Origin of the sequence: Sphingobacterium hotanense, from assembly GCF_008274825.1 — a bacterium.
GTDB classification, from domain to species: Bacteria; Bacteroidota; Bacteroidia; order Sphingobacteriales; family Sphingobacteriaceae; genus Sphingobacterium; species Sphingobacterium hotanense.
Window position 1 is genome coordinate 4,064,943 of sequence record NZ_CP030848.1, and the last position, 20,929, is coordinate 4,085,871.

Consider the following 20,929-nt stretch of genomic DNA (forward strand, 5'->3'; position numbering starts at 1 on the left):
TAACTTTTCGTAAATATGCGATTTTTTATTAAAAACCGCAACAACATGCAATCTCGTTCTTTATATACTTTTGATAGGCGAATTTATCATTTTTCCCTTTTAATAAATCATCAAATTCACACTATCGATTAAAAAATTATCCCTAAGCAAAGGTTAGAATTGATAAATCAACGATTTCCAAGCTTTAAATTGCCAAAGCCAATTTAAAATATAAAGTAAAGTTATTTTACTTTGCTTCGGAACAATCGTGATTTTTTTCTTATTATCCCTGAATAACCTGCAATTCTATGCGCGTTTTGTTAATTAATATTTCGTAAACCATTATTTTCCGCGTTAAATTACCGGTCCTTGTAACAAGCTTAGAAAAATTTATGAATTCATCGCGAATTCCTTTTTATATTGAAAAAAATACAATCGAATTAATAAGATAACATACTTATCTTTCCGTCCATTGTACTGATAACAACCTTATCTTTCCATAATAGTAGGGGATTAATCATACCATTGGAAACTTTATATTGCCACCTAACTTTTCCGGTTTTAGCATCCAACGCTGTAAATAACCCCTTGTCGCTTGGCACAAATACGGTTCGCTTTTTACTCTGTATAGCAGTAGGCGCTAATTCATACGGCAATTTCAAGTCGGATTTCCAGGTGATATCCATACTATCAGCCATCACCGGAACGCCGATCAACTCGCCATCCATAGTTTTTGCATAAACGAGCTTCTTATTGGACGACAAGCCTATTGATTCCCTTACTTTTTCAGAGTCCTTTTTTTCGCGCCATATGGTTTTGCCGGTTTTTAAATCTATCACCGTCATATAACGATCCGGTGCAACAATAAAAACTCGATTCTTATGAACGACAGGGTAAACTGCCGCTGCGGAAAACATCCTATTCTGATGTCCATTCCACCATTCCCATTGCAATTCCCCACTGTTTTGGTCGAGCGCATAAAAACCATTGCCCCAAGATCCAAAAATCACTTTGCCATCCGCCAAAGTGGGCAATGTGGAAACATAGCCTTTCACTTGATCGAACTGCCATAATAATTTTCCATCAGCCACCTGAATACATCTGAAAATACCGTCAGAAGCACCGATGAACGCTTTTCCCTTAGCTACAGCTGCTGAGCCTAAAACCGCTTTCTTCGCCTCGAGCTTCCATTTTAATGCACCTGTCTTAGCATCCAGACCATAAATAAAGTGATCAGTAGAGCCTACAACCACCATTCCTTGATGAAATACTGGTGTAGAATATACCTTGCCTCCGGTTTTGAATGACCAAACTCGCTTTCCATCATGTAAATCCAGCGCAAACACTTCACCAACGGTATTTGCGGTAAATAATAGCTTACCATCTGTACCCATGCCTGCACCTATATCTCCATGATCCTGATATTCCCAAACTAACTTTGCGGTAGTTTGCTTATTTACACTGTAGTCCGGGCGAGCATATTGTCCATCTACCCCAGGCTGCACAGGTCGAAGTGCCATAGCCAACCAAGGGTCCTCCGTTTTAATTAACGGTCGACGGACTTGAAAAATTGCTGAATCATTACGTATCGTAATTAAGTTATACCCTCCGACTTCCTCTTTCGCTCTTAGGTTCGATCGTAACATCACACCCGGAATGCCTTCCCAATCGTATAAACGATTTTGATGTCCATGGCCGCATAAAGCCAACTGTACATTTCGTGTTTTCAAGCGATCGATAGATTCATACCAATTGTTCAAGGATTCGTCCAATGGATAATGATTAATAGCGATCAACGGTGTTTCTTTATTAGGATATTCCTGAAAAATCGAGTCCATCCATATGAGATTCTCTCTTGGAATCTGACCCGGACTCATCCGCATATTCGGGCCTGAAGCCGTCCCGATGATATCATAGCCTTTATGCTTCAAAAAGAATGTTTCTTTACCAAAAACACGACGGAAGCTATTCGCACCGCTTTCTGACCAATTACTGTCGTGATTTCCCGGAATGACAAACCACGGGCGTTGGATACTATCCAAAATGCGCTTAGCCAACAGCAATTCCTCATCGGAACCAAATTCTGTGATATCGCCCGAGAAAATCACAAAGTCTATATTCTTTAGCTTATTAATATCCTGCACAGTCCGACGAACATCATCGGCGCCGGTTGAACCGCCAACATGCGTATCGGTAACCTGAGCAAAACGAAAAGATTGGGCAAAGGAAATTTGCCCCCATATCAAAAAGATGAAAACAAAAAGTCTCGGCAAATACATCAATACAAAGTTTAGGTAGATGATAAGGCTTCGCTACCTTTAGGAAGCCTTTTGATTATTTTTTCAAAGGAGTTGACTCTTTACTTTCTACATGATCCGCATTTACGGCAGTAACCACGTAGTAGCCCGATTTAGAAACACTTAATCTCTTCTCTTCAGTAAATGCCAATAGCTCTCCTTCTGCTGTCAAATTAGCAAAATAATATACCGCCGATTTAACATCACCAGTCGTTGACCAAGTTAACTCATTCCCGGAAAGTTTAACATTGGATGGCGTTGCAGGCTTTGCAGCAACTTCTCTACCAAAGAAAGGCATCAGCACATCCTTGGCATAAAGCTCTGCCAATTTGTTGGTAATACCAATTCTATTTGCCAAAACATCGCGCGCACTATACATTACGCTTCCTCTTACATACTGATTTTTACGCGCTAAGTCGAATTGATTAACCAACTCAGCTGTATTTTGAAAGGCAGCACCACCATCGGATGCACCAAATTTGTAATAACCATGTCCGATTACCAATCCTGCCTTCCCACGGAACTGAGACCATGTCGCCAAATTGCGCTCAAAAGGATTGAACGAATTGCCAATTTCTTGGTAAAGCTGAGGAATCAATATATCCACCCAGCCGGAAGACGTCCATTTCGCTACATCAGCAAAAAGTCCATTGTAGTTATTATCCTTATTCGCTGCTGGCGAAACTGAAAACACCATTTGTGGCTTCGTCGCTTTAATTGTATTGAAAATTCCTTCAATCGCCTTATCCACATTCCCCCTTCTGAAACTCTCAACTGTACTATATCCGGCCCCGTATTTCTGATAGTCTGCATCATCATTATGAGTTACACCGGAAGGATAGAAATAATCATCAAAATGAATCCCATCGACATTGTATTTTGTGATAAAATCTTTGACAATATCATTCAAGCGCTGACGCACCTCTGGTAATGCTGGATTGTAAATACGGATAGTGGGGTGGTCGATAACCCAACTTGCATCGACAGAAGTATGGAGTGCAGGATAAGCTCCACTTGCTGATGCTCGTGTTGAAATACGGTAAGGGTTCATCCAAGCATGGAACTCCATACCACGAGCATGCGTCTCTTCGATTAAGAAATTCATAACATCATAGCCCGGATCAACGCCACGTGTTCCCGATATGGCAGCAGACCATGGTTCATAAGGAGAATTGTACAATGCGTCACCCATTCCTTTGACCTGAAAAAACACCGCGTTAAACTTCAATGCTTTCAAACGATCAAGTATCTCAATATACTTTTGTTTCTGTGCAGCTTCACCGCGTACCCCAGGCCAATCAAGCTCCCATACGGTTGCAATCCAAGCGCCACGCATTTCCTTAGCAGGAAATTTCAAGGTTGTCACTGGTGGTTCAGGATCAGGATCAGGTGTGCCACCCGGTCCATCAGAACTCTTACTACAGCTGTTAAGCAACAGAGCAAGTACAAAAAATAAGCTAAAATAAACGGATAATCTTTTCATCTATAATTGGGTTAGAAATGAAGAAAGGACGCCCGAACACCGATTTAAAAACCAGCGTCAGACGTCCCTTCCTTATATTAATTGAAAGATTTCATTAATCTTCTGCAACATTCACCGGGAATTCTACAATCGTAAATCCAGCATCGGTAGTCGCACCGTAAACCATTAACTTCTGGTCTTTTCCGTCAGCATCTTTTACAATATGGAAACCTGATTGTGTACCAGGGGCAGTGTTTGTCGCTGCCGAAACAGGGAATTCATACACCGGTTTTTTATCCCCTTGCTCAAATGCGGTTAGCGCATCTACTATATTTGCCCCCGCTGTGATGTTATAAATTCTCAACACAGCATCAGGCGCTGTATTCGCTGTTCTTGGAACAGTAACCACCAATAAGTAGCGCTGTCCATTAAAATTGATAACTCGTGGGTCACCCGAGTGAACTGGAATAGAAGTAGCGCCCATGGTATATGCTACACTACCCGCATTATTTAATACTGCAATTGGTTTATCATGTCCGGTTGCTAAATAAGACTCGGAACCTGCGATATGATTGTATGCAGACCATTGTCCATAGGTCGTACGCGTATCGAAAGAAACAGTTTCCGTTACTTGGTTGTAATTCTCGATCTTCACACGCATTACCTGAACACCCCCAGAGATAAAGAAAGCATAGCCATTTCCGCTTTCATCCAGACTCATAGAGAAATTATCTCCGTGACGAGCCCCAGCTCCAGCAACAGATGCTACGTTAATATTAGCAATAACTTCCGGAGCAGATGTAGATGTGGCCCAATGGTAAATTTTTAGTGGCGATGCCTGTGATGTTGATAAGTTCGCAACATAAGAGTGACCATTAATTTGTGCGCCCATATTATGTGTGAAAGTACCACCAGTGATTCCAGTCACATCTAATTTGATAGGCGTAAGACGATTTTCTCTCAAATCTTCCACCGGAAGTAAATGAATTCCAGTAGCACCACGACTAACAACTAAAACGTGCTTACCGTCGAATCCTGACCCTCTCGTCAATTGTCCACCCCATCCAATATAAGTAGGATTTCCAACCGGATTACTTGAATAATCCATCACGGTAGGTTTTGTAAAATCAGCACCATATACCGGTACTTTAAAGCGAATTAATGCCTTATATTCTTTAAATCTAGGCGAGTTCAATACTTTAATAATAATCTCTTTCTGGGTATCACCGGATTGATAAGGAATATTATAAACGGTATTTTCTATACTCGCTCCTTCAGACGTTTCAACTTCGAACTTTACGTTCGAAAAATCAGTAAGCGTATCGATGCGTGGGAAGGAAATCGTCTTTTTATTCTCGTCTATCTCTCCTACCAAAACATCTGTTCCATCTTCACCCGCGTTAACAATGCGGATAGCCTTTAGATCTGTGTATTTATCGGATTCCACATTGCCTGGAAAATCTTCTGAACAAGAACTAAAACCTGCAAGGCCAATTAGAGCAATAATCATTGCGCCAATAGAACGGTTTAATTTCATTTTCATATGGTTAATCTATTATGAATTCAATATTAATTTTGAGGCCATCCTTGTGTTTGATCCAAGACATACCCCTTAGCTTCATACTCAGCGATTTGGTTTCTACCAACCGGTGATAAGTATGGGTTCACATTCGCTTGATTTAAGAACGGAAGTCTATCTGCATTTTCAACATAACGATAGAAGCCATTCATCTTCGCCGGACTGTCCGGATCAGCAGCATTGAAAACTTCAATTTGACCATTCAATTTCACAACGGAAACACCAGTTTTCAAATCTCCAGGTAGTTCCTTCAAGAAATTCACCCATCCTCCGGAAAGTAAGTCTGGATTTTGCTGTGTATCCATATATTGCAATTTCGACCAACGCTTAAGATCTGCTAATCGAGAATGTTCAAACGTCATTTCCATACGGCGCTCTCTACGAATCTCCCAAATCAGACTTGAAACCTGAACATCACGCTCTGCATCTTGCGGTAACTCGCCTAACTTCATAGGCGCTGTCATTTTCACACCTTTTGCGATCGCTTCTGCTGCCAATGGACGTAGCCTAATCTTGTTGATAGAACGGTCAATATCCGCTTGCGAAACTGCTACACCACCAAGGGCCGCTAATTCCGCTTTGGTTTCTATCCAGTTCAACAATACTTCGGCATAACGCAATACTGGCGCGTCAGTGGTATTGTTTGCTCCTGAATATGGAACTCCTGGCGCTCCGCCAGACGCGACACGGTTTTGAACTTCTCTTGGTAAGAATTTCGTGATATATAAATACGAAGCTCTATTCCTGATCGAAGGATCTGTGTGGAAAGTAGCTTCAAAACGAGAGTCTCTTGTCTTAACCAAAGAGTCGAGTGTAAAGTCGCTCGCTGGCGCTAAATCCGAATTTTGCCAAACCTTGCCATCATTACAGATGTACGATTTAATTAAATCCGTTGTTGGACCATAGGTAATGTTTTCTGCTAAATTATGAAGAGAGAGAATTGTATGCTTCACACTTATGGCATCATCATACTGTCTGTAAAGGATCATATCCTTATTACCAGCTAAATTCTCGGAAGTAAATTGCGAACGGTAATCCGTAACAATATCATACTTACCGCTTGCGATAACCATTTCCGCAGCTCTCAATGCTAATTCGAAAAACTTCTTCGCACGTTCATTATTTTTATAATAATATTTTTGCCAAGAGCCTTCATTCATTGCAAGGCGAGACACGAAACCAGCAACCACGTAACGGTTTACATTTTGAACACCGTCATTCAGACGCACATTCTCTAAAGCAAAGCTTAAATCATCATAAACATGATCCATCACCTCGTTACGAGGCGTACGTTTTTTGTAAAGTTCATCGGTTTCATCAATATCTACTGGTCGATCGTAATATGGAACATCTCCATACGATTGTACTAACTGAGAATAACGGAATGCTCTGAAGAAACGACCGATGCCCATCCAGTGATTAAAAGCTTCTTCACTAAGAACAGAAGACATTCTGTTCTGCACACGGTCGATCATGATGTTGATCGAACGGATGTTGGTATAGCTCCAAATTTGACTTACAGGCACCGCTCTAGTAAACTGCGATTGATTACCTTGAAATAATAAATCATCACTGAACGTATACCCTGCTAAAAGGGCATCACCATTATCAAAGCCCACGCCATAACCAACGAAGAAGTCGGTATAATATTTATTTGCATATAAACGAACATTATCTTCTGTCGTCCATGCATTATCGTCATTTAAATTGGTAAGCCCCGGTCTGTCTAAGAATTTTTCACAACTGCTCAAACTGCTTAGTGCCAATGCTGCCGCTACAAAAATGCTATATTTAATTTTCATAATAATTTCCTCCTAAAGTTTATAAACCAATCTGAATACCTAAAGAAGCGGACTTGAACGACGGTGTACCAGCACCCGTTCTACCCAAGTTATAGTTACCATCTGTACGTAGCATGCTATTTCCAGAAATCGTTTCTGGATCAATAGGTAAACCACGTAGGTTATCAAAGGTGAAGAAGTTCTCTAATGACACGTAGATACGTGCATTTTTTAAGTGAATTCTATTCAACACATTTTCTGATACTGCATAACCAAATGTGATATTCTTGATCTTGAAGTATGACATATCCAATAGATAACGAGTTTGAGGGCGCATTACATAGCCTTCGTCTGCTCCACCCAAGTTCCAAGCGCGAGGATAGAACGCATCAGTACGATCTTCTTTCCAGAAATCTTCCGCAATTGCTTGTGGCATCGCTCCATCCTTAACATGATAGCCAGGAATAGCTAATTGACCAGAACCCCAGATCTCACGTTTTCCAACACCTTGTAGGAACACCGATAAATCGAATCCTTTCCAGTCTGCTCCTAAACGGAAACCATATTCGTAACGAGGCGTTGAGTTACCGATTACGACGCGGTCACCAGGATTACCATTGGTATTATCACCGTTTGTGATATATCCATCACCATTTACGTCAACAAATTTCACATCACCAGGGCTCATAATCATAATACCATTACCATCCTCAAAGAAGGTTTGGTAAACCGGATTGTCCCCAGCCAATTGATTGGTTACTTTCGATACGCCTTCATGTACGATAGTAACTTTCTGATGATTACCATCAGCGTCGTACAAGAAGTCTTCTTTTTGGTATAAACGATCCGTTACATAACCATAGATATCACCATAACGTCTTCCTGTAGAAAAGCTATTATTATTTAATAAACGATTTTCCCAAGTTGTTGCCCAGTCTGCGCCTTTAGTAACAATTGTAATCGCATCCGCTAAATTCGCATTAGCTGAAAGCCTTAGACCGTTATCAAATCTGTGTGAATAGTCTAATGCAATTTCCCATCCTCTAGTTCTTAGGTTACCAAAGTTCCCTTCAGGAGAAGTAGCTTGGCCAAACGTTGCCGGAGGAACTTCTCCCGCAACAATCATATCTTTCGTTGAGCGTTGAAACCATTCAAAAGTTAAACCCAACTTATTGAAGAAACGTAAGTCAGCACCAATATTTGAGTGCTCAATATTTTGCCATGATAAACTTCTTCTTACTGATCTCGGTGTACTTAAATAATAATACTTTAAAGCCTCGCCATTGAGCCAGTTATTCTGGGAAACCGGCATTGTCGGTACATACAAATCGTTATTAACCGATTGGTCACCGATACTACCCCATGAACCGCGCAATTTCGCAAAACTTAATACAGGGTTTAGGCTTTCCATAAAACGCTCGTTGGACAGGATCCATCCTGCTGAGAAGGAAGGATACCATTTCCATTGCAGGTGCGTAGGGAATTTCGACGTACCATCGTAACGAAGGTTAGCCTCTAATAAATACTTATTAGCAAAAGTGTAGTTCGCACGTCCGAAGAAACCAACTTGAGAATCCCAATCGGTGTCACCACCACTTTCTTGAATTCCGGTAGCAAACGGGAATTGTGGATTTTCCTCATTGATTAAATTTGTACGTCTCGCCCACGAGTCTTCCCATTTGTTAGCAACCATATTGGTTCCCAACATAAATTTAACCTCATGCTTATCTGCAATAACCTTGTTATAGGTCGTAAATGCGTTGAATGTATGTTTTTTAGAGAAATACGAGCGACGATAGATATTCGATTGCTCTTTCGTAATATATGTTTCTACTGGAAAACGATATGCTAGCATTCCCCCATTGTCTGTAGGAATACCATTCTCATCTACATAAACTTGATTACCGTTTGCATCATTCCATGCAACAGGTGCATACCAGTGCCAAGCACCTCTGAATGTTGGCATAGAAGATCTATCTCCACTATTCTGCGTGCTGTAAGCATAGTCCATCTTCAGATCCCAACCATCCATAATATCGATGGTTGTACCTAAGTTTAGGTTTAAGTAGCGATTGATTTTTTCCGCCGTGTGTGCATTTTTTGTGTCGAAATAAGGGTCACGAACATCGGTGCCATGTTCTTGTGCACCAATAGGGAATAATCTTGACCAACGGTATAGATATAACCAAGGGTCAGAACCAAAACCTGTCGCTGAGTTTGGATAACGTTTGGTTCCGTCAGAATACATGGCTCCACCACGAAGTGTAAGGATATCATTTACCTTCGTAGAGATATTTGCTGTAGCGTTATACCTAGTGAAATCATCGTCATTCGCAGGCTTCATCATCCCTTGTTGACCTAGATAGCCAACACTCATGTTATACGTTGTGTTTCCGCTTTTTCCGTTCAAGCCTAGATTATGCAAATGCGAGAACGCATTGTCCTTAATCATTACGCTTGCCGGGTCATATAGACGCAAACCATACTTCTCACCACCTTCAAAATACCAGTCGCGGCCATAAAGAACAGGGTCATGATCATTCACGATTCCGCCCCATTTTTGTTGCCATTCTTTAATCTTTTCGAAGCTCTCACGGTTAACACGCCAGAAACCACCAGCAGGACCGGCAGCTTGCATATTTTCATGCGCCTCTAAGGTATATTCTAAACCATCGATACCTGCAATCTCAATAGGTTTCATAGGAGATTGCAAAGAAAGGTTATTCGAATAAGTCACATTGTGCGAATCGCCTTTTGCGCCTTTTTTCGTCGTAATCAAGATCACACCAAATGCTGCCTTAGCACCGTAGATCGATGAAGACGCCGCATCTTTTAATACAGAGATGGATTCGATATCATTAGGGTTTACCATATTGATACTTGGAATCTCTACGTTGTCTACTAAAATCAATGGATTCGCAGACCCTTTGATGGAAGCTACCTGACCACGGATTTTCATTACCGGATCGGAACCAACCTCACCAGAAGGAATAACAACAGAAAGTCCCGGTATAGTACCTTGCATACCGCGACCCGCGTCGGGGATAGGGCGGCTACCCATCACTTCTTCCACATTGATGGAAGAAACGGCACCTGTTAAGTGTTCCTTTCTTTGCGTACCATAACCTACTACCACAACTTCATCCAACACATCAGCTGCGCCTTCCAAAGTCACGTTTACCGTATTTCCGGCAACTGTAACCTCCTTGGAGTCATAACCCACAAAAGAGATTCTCAATTTAGAGCCTACCGGTGCTGTGATCGTAAATTTACCGTTGCCATCTGTAGCAGTTGTCGTTGATGTACCGATAACTGTTACTGTTGCACCAGCGATTGGTCCATCAGCGCCAGATACGGTTCCTTGGACCGTATTTTGTAGAACTGAGGAAGCATTCGTCCAGCTTGCATTTTTTCTAAGGTTACTTGCAGTCGAGGCCTCAGCAAATGAAGCGTAGGACGGCATAGTTAAGCCTAGAGCGAGAGAAAAGAGTAGAAGTCTTCGCATTGCTTATCGATTAAAATTAAAAAGTTTGTTTTATCATAATTCGGCGTTTTCATTTGTAGATAATGAATAAACCGTCACTAATTTACAGATAATTACCTGATTTCATAATTCTTTATGCGTTTTTATGAGTGTTTATGCAAAAAGAAAAGCAAAGAGGCCCAAATGTTATTTGAGCCTTTTACATGTTTTTCAATTAAAATCAGGATAGATTAAATATTTTTTACGCATTTCTTTATATTCTTTCAATTCCGGCTCCCAACTCTTGCGAATTTCATCTTCGGTTTTTCCAGCAATAATATCTTTACGTAATTGATCGGTACCAGCGAGTTTGTCAAAGAATTCAGCTCTGCTGAAGAACTTAGACTTGTCTGGCATCTTATTATAAAAATGTAGAATATACTTTAATGTGAACTTCTGATCGTCTGCATTCAGGTTACGAAGATCTAGTCCATACAATTTCTCGCCTTTACCTTCCACATGTTTCACCATACCAGCTTTTTCGCCTGGGGTGTATGTAAAATCACCATAAACAGGATTGTTATAACCTACAACCTGGAAAGGCCAATCTGTACCGCGACCTACGGAGATCTCTGTACCTTCGAACAAGCATAAAGAAGAATATAGGCGTACGGAAAGGTGGTTCGGTAAACTTGGCGAAGGGATAACAGGAAGCTCGTACATTTTTCCATGATCCCAATTTTCTACAGGAATCACAGTTACCTTGCATTGTTTTCCACCTTCTAACCATTTCTCTCCGTTGATCATCTTAGCAAGTTCACCAACGGTCAGGCCATGTACCATTGCAATCTTATGATAAGAGACATTGGATTTAAACTTATCGTCTTTACGAACAGGTCCGTCAACTTGGTCGCCACATGGGTTCGGACGATCCAGAACGATTAGCTCCTTGTTATGCTTTGCGCATAATTCCATCACGCGATGTAAAGAGGTGATGTAGGTATAGAAACGAGCGCCTACGTCCTGTAAATCGAAGATCATCACGTCGATTGACTGTACGATAGAATCCTGCTTTTCATTACCTCCATAAAGAGTATATAAAGGTAGACCTGTTTTTGAATCAACGGCGTTGTCTACTTTTTCACCACGTTCAATATCGCCACGGAAACCATGCTCTGGCGCAAACCCGAATTTCAAATCAACTTCTTCACGCAACAAAACGTCCAACAAATGTTCTTTTTGCTCACCAACAACGGAGGTTTGATTTCCCATAATCCCCACCTTCTTCCCTTTAAGCAAGGGTAAATAAGCTTGAAGTTGATCGGCTCCCGGAACAATAAGGTTTGCGTTGTTTTGCGGTTTCTCTTGTGCAGCTTCTTGTTTCACCACTGATTTTGACGTGGTTCCACAGCTATTTGTTAATAGAACTCCGAATAATGCAGTATGCAGCAAAAATAGTTTCATAAATATCGATTTGGCGCAAATAAACAGGTATTCTGTGCTTTACCTCGTAAAATTAAAACAAATACCGCATATAAAAGCAATCGATAGCGTAAATCCTACAACTTTAAGCAAAAAGAAACAGAAAACACGCACAAAAACGAATATGCGTGTTTTGCGATATTTTTGATGAATCCTGCAAAAACATCAGTTTCCGAAAGAATTAGCGCTCTTCCCCCGTATTTGTACTGTTGTAGATAGTGTACTTTTAACACATTTAAGTAACAATAAGGTGACAAATAGACCCTGCGTAACTTCAGCGTTCGGAAAACTCAAAACATTCTTTGTCTGAAGCAACAAACTAGCCAATTTCTACACTGTTTCTTACTATAATTCTGATGAGATATATTCCTAAATCCGTCAGTATTGTCGATATGTATATTGTTGAATTTTGCTGAAAACGTTTAAGCGATATCAATATTTGGATTTGAGGGCTGTCGTCCTAAGCAGAGGCCTAAGTTAGGCTACTCCCCTTTCAAACCCAATGCTAACCCAATACAAACCCCTATCAAAACCCTTTCGGATTGGGATTGATAGGGGTTAGTAATGGGTTTCATTAAACTTCAACTTTACCTAGGTCCATTCAAATAGCGACAGGGACGTAAGCTTCTTAATGATCATCAGAAACAGGCACTTTCAGAAAACCATTCATGTTGGGATTGAAAAATGATCTGGAACGAAAGCTCTTGATGTACATTGAAAACAGACAGGTCAATAAAAAAAGGCTGCCCTCAAATTAAGAACAGCCTTTTTGTTTATTTTTTAATTGTTTAATCTTCGATATTCTCGCCGATATAGTCGCCTTCATTTCCAAGTCGGTCGATTGGCTTCACGGCAATGGCATTCAGCTTTTGTCCATCCTTAGTTTTCGGGAAACTAATTTCGGTTTGCGGCGCATCTAATATCTCGACGCTCCAAGTGTTACCATAACGTGCATACGCCACCCACTTAAATACTTGCTCAGGCTGCTTGTGTAACCATTTTGCAAAAACGCTACTTGGTTGTTTAGTCAACATCAAAGTAGGCTTTAATATTGGGTTCGCAGACAACCATGGGGACGCGGGTACCAAAGCGCGTTGGCTATAAGGACCTTCATGTAATGCTTTAAGCATGGAAGGATTTTTTGTCAAACCTGCAATGCTCCAGTGCACTGCTCCAACCGAGTTAGGAACCACTTGACGCGTCACTTCAATTTGTCTTTTGATCTCTTCTACGCGGTTTGGCGCTCTTACTTCCACTGTATTTAACCCTGGCCATAAGTGTCTGTTATGGGTATTTTCAGACTGCCACCATTTCAATAGGCTTGTAAAGCTTTGTTTTGGAGGGTCAATTGGCCAATAAAGCTGAGGCGTAAAATAATCGATCCAGCCCTCATTTAACCATAGTTTCGCATCAGCATAGAGTTCGTCGTATTGTGAAGAACCTGTCACACCTGCCGGGTAGCCGGGTTTCCAGATTCCAAAAGGACTAAGACCGAACTTCACATGCGGTTTTTCCGCTTTAATTTCAGTATAGACGCGTTTAATAAACTTATTTACGTTATCTCTGCGGAAATCAGGACGGCTTAAAGTACCTCCCGCTTTTCTATAAGCATTCCATGTTGCGTCGTCCGGGAAGTCAGCACCTCCGTTATAAGTTGCATATGGATAGAAATAATCATCAAAGTGTACACCGTCGATATCATAGCGTTTTACGATATCATGTACAACCGCAGCAGCATGGTCTTGCGTTTTTTGGCTGGATGGATCAAACCAGTACATACCATTTCTAAGGCGCACCACATGATCTGCCGCTTTTCTTACCATGGACTCGTTGGTTACTGAACCACCGTTTGAATGATGAGCACGATAAGGATTTAACCAAACATGCAGTTCCAATCCTCTTTTATGCGCTTCTTCAACCCAAAATTCTAAAGGATCATAGTATGGCGAAGGTGCTTTACCGATTTGTCCGGTCAAAAAGTACGACCATGGTTCATAGGGTGAATTATATAGTGCATCTGCGGAAGGGCGAACCTGAAAGATAACTGCATTGAAGTTATTTTCCTTCAGCATATCCAATAGGCGGATTGCCTCTGCTTTTTGTTGATCTGTCGACAGGTTGTTTTTACTTGGCCAGTTGATATTGGCTACCGTTGCGATCCAGGCGGCACGGAATTCACGTGGAACTTGTGGCAATTTTGCTGTAAAAGCCGGCTTCACCTTTTCCTTTTTCTCCACTTTCGCCGCCTGTTGCACAGGTTTTGTTTCTGTAGGCTTATCCGCATCTTTTGTTTCAGGCACCTGATTGGCCACCTGTGATTCCTTTGCTATTTCTGTTGTATTCTGTTTAGCGGCCTTGCTCTGCTTGTTCTTCGAACCGCAGGAAATTCCCGTAAACAATACCGCCGATAATGCGCAAAGACTAATAAATCTTCTCATCATATACACTTTCTTAACTTACAAAACTACGTCTTTTTGCACGTTTATGTCAAATTGTAACCTATAAGTTATACGTTAAATAATTCTTTTGCCCTCAAAAACAACTTGTTGCACGCGATATTCTGAATCAAAAACAAGGATATTCGCGAGACTATGGGTTCTCAAATTCCCGATATCGTCACGCGCAATTTGGCGTGCCGGATAAAGCGTTGCCATGCGGAGAGCTTCCGAAAGGTCGACGCCGACATGCTGCACACAGTTCTTTACCGCCTGTAATAAAGACAATGCGGAACCTGAAAGTGTTCCATCAGGCATGACGTAATGATCGCCGTTTAGCACATGTTGATAGACTCCTTTATTGCAGGCAGCTACGGCGTCGGTAATTAAAAATAGACGCTCCCCCATCAATTCTTTGCTGAGCCGAACGGCTTCATAATCCACATGTATGCCATCAACGATGATGGAAGCCGCTACGGAAGCATGCGAGAATGCGGCACCTGGAATTCCTACTTCGCGATGATGAAACGGCGACATGGCATTCCACAAATGGGTCACCATCCCTATACCTTTATTAAAGGCCGAGGTCGCTTGTTGATAGGTAGCGGTGCTATGTCCAAGTGTTAAGCGGACTCCTTGCTCCTGAAGGTAATCTATGCATTCCTGATCCATTAATTCCGCCGCAATGGTCATAATTTTGACCACATCTTGACCCTGTAATAAATCTTCTAATATAGGCTTCGTTGCTTTGATAATGAGTTCTTCCGGATGGGCACCGCGTTTAGCAGGATTTAAAAAGGGTCCTTCCAAATGCAAGCCTAAGGCAACTTTAGATTGCACTTGGCGAAACACATCGATAGCAGTTTTAAATACTGCTAATTTATTGGTCGCCAGTGTCGGCATGTAGGATGTACAGCCCTGCTTCAGTAAGTTCTGATCTATTTTCGAAAGCGACTCCACGGTCAACTCGGCAGAAAATAGGTCATTGCCTGTACCATAAATCTGTAGGTCGATAAGACCGGGGCAGATGTTGCCACCTTGCACATCGATTACTTCAAAATCACTGGGAATTTCGTCAGACGGTACGATTGCTAGGATCCGATCCCTACTAATGAGTACGGCGTGGTTATCTAAGACCTGATATTCCGTAAAGATACGGCCATTACAAAGGGCTAGGTTTTGATTCATCCTGCAATATAGGCAGTTTTCATTTTTTTCTAAAAAATCGACCGTCTAATTGTATCTTAGTCCTTGTTAGTATATAACAGAAAAGAATAAATCTATACGATTATGTCACAAAAAGAAATCTTAAATACCGACAAAGCCCCTGCAGCTATCGGTCCATACAATCAAGCGATTAAAGCAGACAAAACTTTATATGTTTCAGGTCAAATTCCCTTGATTCCGGAAACGATGGAATTGATCAGCACAGGCGTTGCTGATGAGGCACATCAGGTTTTGAAGAACGTTGGTGCTATCCTAAAAAATGCAGGTTATGATTTTAATGATGTGGTAAAGACCAGCATATTCTTGAGTAGCATGGACTACTTTGCTACAGTAAACGAAGTGTATGCAGAATACTTCAAAGAAAATCAACCCGCTAGAGAATGTGTCGCTGTTAAAACCCTCCCTAAAGAAGTGAATGTGGAGATTTCCGTAATCGCGTGGAAGGCATAAGTGCAAACAATCCCTTTATTTTATAATGGGTGTCACTTTTTAGAATAATAAAAAGCTGGATGTTTGTATTAAGCAAATACAACGCTTACTATTCAAATTTTGGACACTTTTTTTATACTATAAAAGTCTGCATGTAGCCCTACAGCGCAGCATAATTGTTGAAACACAACCTAAAAAAGCTAGACAACCTGAACGATGTTTAGCTTTTTTGCTTTTTAGATATGAGATGTTAGACATTAGATATTAGATTTTGTTTTGTACCAGGAAAGGAAGGATTTTAGGATTGGCAGGATCGGGGAATGCGAGGTAAGAAGGGATGTGGTACATACATTTGTGGAGACGTTTAGTGAAACGTCTCCTATTGCACATACTCTCCCTTCTTCATTCAGCACCTTATCTGATCCTGCTAATCCTTGCATCCTTCCTTTCTTGGTTCAAGACAAAGCATCCTGACAATACCCAATACCATACCCGATTCTGCCAATCCTTTCTTTCCCTGTTCAAGACAAATTTCCCTTTCTAAACAAAGGTTCAAAACAAAATCAATCAATCGAAACGTCTAATGTCTAAAATCTTATGTCTAATATCTATTTCAACGGAAATAGGAAAGTTTTCTTGAGATAAAGGTTTTTCACTAATTTAGTGGGATTCCAAGATGGCAGAATTATCGTTAATCACCCCTATTGAATATTTGAAAGGCGTTGGTCCGCAGAAGGCTGATGTGCTCAAGAAAGAGTTGCAGATATTTACTATTGGCGATCTGCTTGAATGCTACCCTTTTCGCTATATCGACAAGACTAAATTTCATAAAATCCGTGAATTACATCCTGATATGGTTGGTGCACAGGTGTTGGGGCGCTTGGTTTCTTTGCAGGAGGTTGGCGAAAAAAAAGGGAAACGCCTTGTTGCTCAGTTTAGAGATGATACAGGTGTAATGGAGTTAGTTTGGTTTCAAAGTCTATCCTGGTTGAAGAAAAGTCTGAGCGTGGGGGCGCCTTATGTTATGTATGGTAAACCCACAGAGTTCAATGGTATGCTGTCGGTTACCCATCCGGAGATGGAGCTGTATCAGCAGAAAGAGAAGCGCATCGGTAATATGAGCATGCAGCCTGTTTATTCTTCGACCGAAAAACTAAAGAAATTCAACTTGGATAGCAAAGGGATACAGAAATTGCAAGAAGCTGCTTTAGCTACTGTTTTCAGAACCCTAGTCGATCCTTTGCCGGCATACATTATAGAACAGCATCAATTGATGCCCTATGCGCAGGCCTTACTATCCATTCATTTCCCACAGAATGAACAGTTGATGGCTGCTGCCATCCGGCGGTTAAAGTTTGAAGAGCTTTTCGTCATTCAATTGCGCTTGCTTCGAAACAAACAGTTGAATACGCAGAAGTACCGGGGGCATCGTTTCACAGCGGTTGGCGAGAAATTCAACAGCTTCTTTAAAGAGCGACTTCCTTTTCCGTTGACCAATGCGCAAAAGCGCGTGATCAAGGAGATACGTGTTGATACGAATACAGGCGCACAGATGAATAGGTTGGTGCAGGGAGATGTGGGCTCCGGGAAGACGGTAGTTGCGTTGATGAGCATGCTGTTAGCTATAGACAATGGCTTCCAAGCCTGCATGATGGCACCGACAGAAATATTGGCTACACAGCATTATAACGGGCTTAAAGAACTTCTTGGCGATGATATTTGTAATATCAAATTGCTTACCGGCTCGACTCCTACCAAGGCTCGGAGAGTCATACACCAAGAGCTGGAGGATGGCACGTTGGATATTCTGATCGGTACGCATGCGTTAATCGAGGATAAGGTCAAGTTTAAGAATATAGGTTTTGTGGTTATCGATGAACAGCATCGCTTCGGTGTAGAACAGCGCGCCAAGCTATGGCGTAAGAATACTATTCCTCCACATATGTTGGTGATGACCGCGACGCCTATACCGCGCACTTTGGCCATGACAATGTATGGGGACTTGGATATTTCGGTTATTGATGAGTTGCCAGCAGGCAGAAAACCGATTAAGACAGTACACTTTTTTGAAAATAAAAGACTGCGCGTATTTGGATTCATGCGCGAAGAGATAGCCAAAGGACGACAGATCTATATCGTTTACCCCTTGATCAAGGAGTCGGAGAAGATGGATCTGCTATATTTGGAGGCTGGTTTGGAGGGCTTACTGCGGGAGTTTCCGATGCCTCAATACCAGATCAGTATTGTGCATGGAAAGATGAGCGTGAAGGACAAGGACTTTGAGATGCAACGATTTGTAAAGCATCAGACGCAGATTATGGTCGCGACGACGGTAATCGAGGTCGGTGTCAATGTGCCGAATGCGTCAGTAATGGTCATTGAAAATTCCGAGCGGTTCGGTCTTTCGCAATTGCACCAGTTGCGTGGTCGCGTAGGTCGTGGTGCGGAACAATCGTACTGTATCCTGATGTCGAGCAATAAGTTGAGCAAAGAAGGGAGAACAAGATTGGAAACGATGGTGCGTACGAACGATGGTTTTGAGATTGCGGAGGTCGATTTACAACTCCGCGGGCCGGGCGACATCTCCGGAACCCAGCAGTCTGGCGTATTGGAAATGAAGATCGCTGATTTAGCGAAAGACCAGGCTATCCTTTCAGAGGCTAGAAATTCGGTGATACAGATCTTCAAAGATGACCCTAACCTCGCTGCCGAGAAGAACCATCCTTTGGTACAGATCTTAAACCAAAGAGGCTCGGCGATTTCTTGGGACAAAATATCTTAAAAACCTTACCTTTGTATCCTTGTTCTATACTTAGTAACAAGGGAATGCGTGGAAACACTCCTATGCAATAAACATTAATTATAATACATGGCGAGAATAAAAATATATGATACAGCAGTAAAGCCTGAAACGGCGGTATTGGTCAGTGTGATCACTCCGGATGTTTCAGATCAAACTGCAAAGGAATACTTAGAGGAATTGGAGTTTTTAGTAACAACTGCCGGCGGGATCACCAAAGGCATATTTACGCAGAAGCTTCACTACCCGGACCGCGCAACGTTCGTTGGCAGCGGAAAGTTGGAAGAGATTAAAGAGTTTATCAAAGCAGAAGAAATCGATATGGTTGTTTTTGATGATGAGCTATCGCCTTCACAACTAAGAAACATTGAAAAATACTTTGAGATCAAAGTACTGGATCGCTCTAACTTGATTTTAGACATCTTCGCGAAGCATGCAAAAACAGCGCAGGCGAAGACGCAGGTAGAGCTGGCGCAGTTGCAATATTTATTACCACGATTGACCCGTATGTGGACTCACTTGGAGCGTCAGCGTGGTGGTATTGGTATGCGTGGTCCAGGTGAGAGTCAGATTGAGAGTGATAGACGGATGATCTTGAATAAGATTTCCCTATTGAAGGAGCGCTTGCGCAATATCGATAAGCAAAACGAAACGCAGCGCAAGAACCGTGGCGAGATGATCCGTGTGGCTTTGGTCGGTTATACCAACGTCGGTAAGTCGACGATCATGAATATGATCTCGAAGTCGGACGTGTTGATCGAGAATAAGTTGTTTGCGACTTTGGATACGACGGTGAGAAAGGTGGTGATCGACAATTTGCCGTTCTTGCTTTCAGATACAGTTGGTTTCATCCGTAAGTTGCCTCACCATTTAGTGGAGTGTTTTAAATCGACTTTGGACGAGGTTCGCGAAGCGGATGTATTGATCCATGTGGTGGATATATCACACCCTTATTTTGAAGATCATATCCACGCGGTAAACGAGACCTTAAAGGATATCGGCGCTGTGGATAAACCGATTATTACGGTATTTAACAAAATCGACGCATACAAGCCGCCGGTGGAAGTTGATGAAGAGGGTGAAGAGATCAAAGTGACGTTAGATGATTTCAGAAATTCATGGATGGCAAAAAATTCGGATCCGGCGATATTTATCTCGGCAACCGATAAGATCAACGTAGAAGAATTTAAAGAGAAGTTATATGAGATAATCGTTAAGATGCATAACGCACGATATCCGTATAACAATCTATTATATTAATCGAATCAGGAGTTCGAAGAGAATAGCATGCAGAATAAAAAAGTGCAGTTTATTGACTGGGGCTTGGTAGATTATCAGGAAGCGTGGGACAGACAGGAGGAGATCTTCGCCAAGACACTAGCAATAAAACACGATAACAGAGTCAACAATACGACATTGGAGACTCCGAATTACCTCATCTTCACCGAGCACCCCCATGTGTATACATTGGGGAAAAGTGGGCACATGGAGTACCTATTGCTGGATGAAGAAGGGCTTAAAGAGAAAAACGCAACTTTCTATAAGATCAATAGAGGTGGCGATATTACCTATCACGGGCCGGGTCAAATTGTGGGATATCCGATCCTGGATCTGGATAACTTCTTTACGGATATACATTTGTATTTAAGGACTTTGGAAGAGGCGATCATCATGACGCTTGCGGAATATGGAATCGAAGCAGGAAGATACCCTGGATATACCGGGGTTTGGCTAGATCCGGATAACGAGAAGGCTAGAAAGATTTGTGCGATGGGTGTGAGAGCGTCTAGATGGGTGACGATGCACGGATTTGCGTTTAATGTGAATGCGGATTTGAATTATTTTGGAAATATCGTTCCCTGCGGGATTGATGATAAGGATGTAACCTCGATGGAAAGGGAACTGGGCAGAAAGCTGGATATGGAAGAGGTGAAAGGGAAGCTGAAAGGGAATCTGGGAAGGCTTTTTGAGATGGAGATAGGGTAAGGATGATAA

The 20,929-nt window shown here is 41.8% G+C and carries 12 protein-coding genes; 4 read left to right on the forward strand and 8 right to left on the reverse strand.

Features of this window, described 5'->3' with window-relative positions:
- Nucleotides 1–419: 419 nt before the first annotated feature.
- The 8 genes from DSM08_RS17205 to nagA form a co-directional block, all read right to left on the reverse strand.
- Nucleotides 420–2,258 (reverse strand): outer membrane protein assembly factor BamB family protein, encoded by a 1,839-nt coding sequence (locus DSM08_RS17205; protein ID WP_149527291.1) that lies wholly within the window; start codon nt 2,256–2,258, stop codon nt 420–422.
- 55 nt (nt 2,259–2,313) lie between these two features.
- A complete protein-coding gene (locus tag DSM08_RS17210; protein WP_149527292.1) occupies nt 2,314–3,759 on the reverse strand; it encodes a glycoside hydrolase family 10 protein in 1,446 nt (481 codons plus the stop codon).
- A 94-nt stretch (nt 3,760–3,853) separates the two neighbouring features.
- On the reverse strand, nt 3,854–5,281 hold the full coding sequence (locus tag DSM08_RS17215) for a DUF4623 domain-containing protein (protein WP_149527293.1): 1,428 nt from the start codon (nt 5,279–5,281) through the stop codon (nt 3,854–3,856).
- Between the two features lie 26 nt (nt 5,282–5,307).
- Nucleotides 5,308–7,119, reverse strand: a complete 1,812-nt coding sequence (locus tag DSM08_RS17220) for a RagB/SusD family nutrient uptake outer membrane protein (RefSeq protein ID WP_149527294.1) — start codon at nt 7,117–7,119, stop codon at nt 5,308–5,310.
- A gap of 19 nt (nt 7,120–7,138) precedes the next feature.
- A complete protein-coding gene (locus tag DSM08_RS17225; protein ID WP_149527295.1) occupies nt 7,139–10,603 on the reverse strand; it encodes a SusC/RagA family TonB-linked outer membrane protein in 3,465 nt (1,154 codons plus the stop codon).
- Between the two features lie 189 nt (nt 10,604–10,792).
- Nucleotides 10,793–12,025: an exo-beta-N-acetylmuramidase NamZ family protein gene (locus tag DSM08_RS17230; protein WP_149527296.1), complete on the reverse strand. Its 1,233-nt coding sequence runs from the start codon at nt 12,023–12,025 to the stop codon at nt 10,793–10,795.
- A gap of 806 nt (nt 12,026–12,831) precedes the next feature.
- Nucleotides 12,832–14,484: a glycoside hydrolase family 10 protein gene (locus DSM08_RS17235; RefSeq protein WP_149527297.1), complete on the reverse strand. Its 1,653-nt coding sequence runs from the start codon at nt 14,482–14,484 to the stop codon at nt 12,832–12,834.
- Between the two features lie 72 nt (nt 14,485–14,556).
- Entirely contained in the window at nt 14,557–15,666 is a 1,110-nt protein-coding gene (gene nagA / locus DSM08_RS17240) for an N-acetylglucosamine-6-phosphate deacetylase (RefSeq protein WP_149527298.1), read from the reverse strand.
- 102 nt (nt 15,667–15,768) lie between these two features.
- Here nagA and DSM08_RS17245 point away from each other — a divergent pair, with 102 nt between their 5' ends.
- The 4 genes from DSM08_RS17245 (at nt 15,769) to lipB (ending at nt 20,920) form a co-directional block, all read left to right on the forward strand.
- Nucleotides 15,769–16,155, forward strand: a complete 387-nt coding sequence (locus DSM08_RS17245; RefSeq protein ID WP_149527299.1) for a RidA family protein — start codon at nt 15,769–15,771, stop codon at nt 16,153–16,155.
- 655 nt (nt 16,156–16,810) lie between these two features.
- On the forward strand, nt 16,811–18,916 hold the full coding sequence (gene recG, locus DSM08_RS17250) for an ATP-dependent DNA helicase RecG (RefSeq protein WP_149527300.1): 2,106 nt from the start codon (nt 16,811–16,813) through the stop codon (nt 18,914–18,916).
- A gap of 87 nt (nt 18,917–19,003) precedes the next feature.
- Nucleotides 19,004–20,194, forward strand: coding sequence for a GTPase HflX (hflX, locus tag DSM08_RS17255; RefSeq protein ID WP_149527301.1), 1,191 nt, complete (start codon nt 19,004–19,006; stop codon nt 20,192–20,194).
- Nucleotides 20,195–20,221: 27 nt separating this feature from the next.
- Nucleotides 20,222–20,920, forward strand: coding sequence for a lipoyl(octanoyl) transferase LipB (lipB, locus tag DSM08_RS17260; RefSeq protein WP_149527302.1), 699 nt, complete (start codon nt 20,222–20,224; stop codon nt 20,918–20,920).
- The last annotated feature ends 9 nt before the right edge of the window (nt 20,921–20,929 follow it).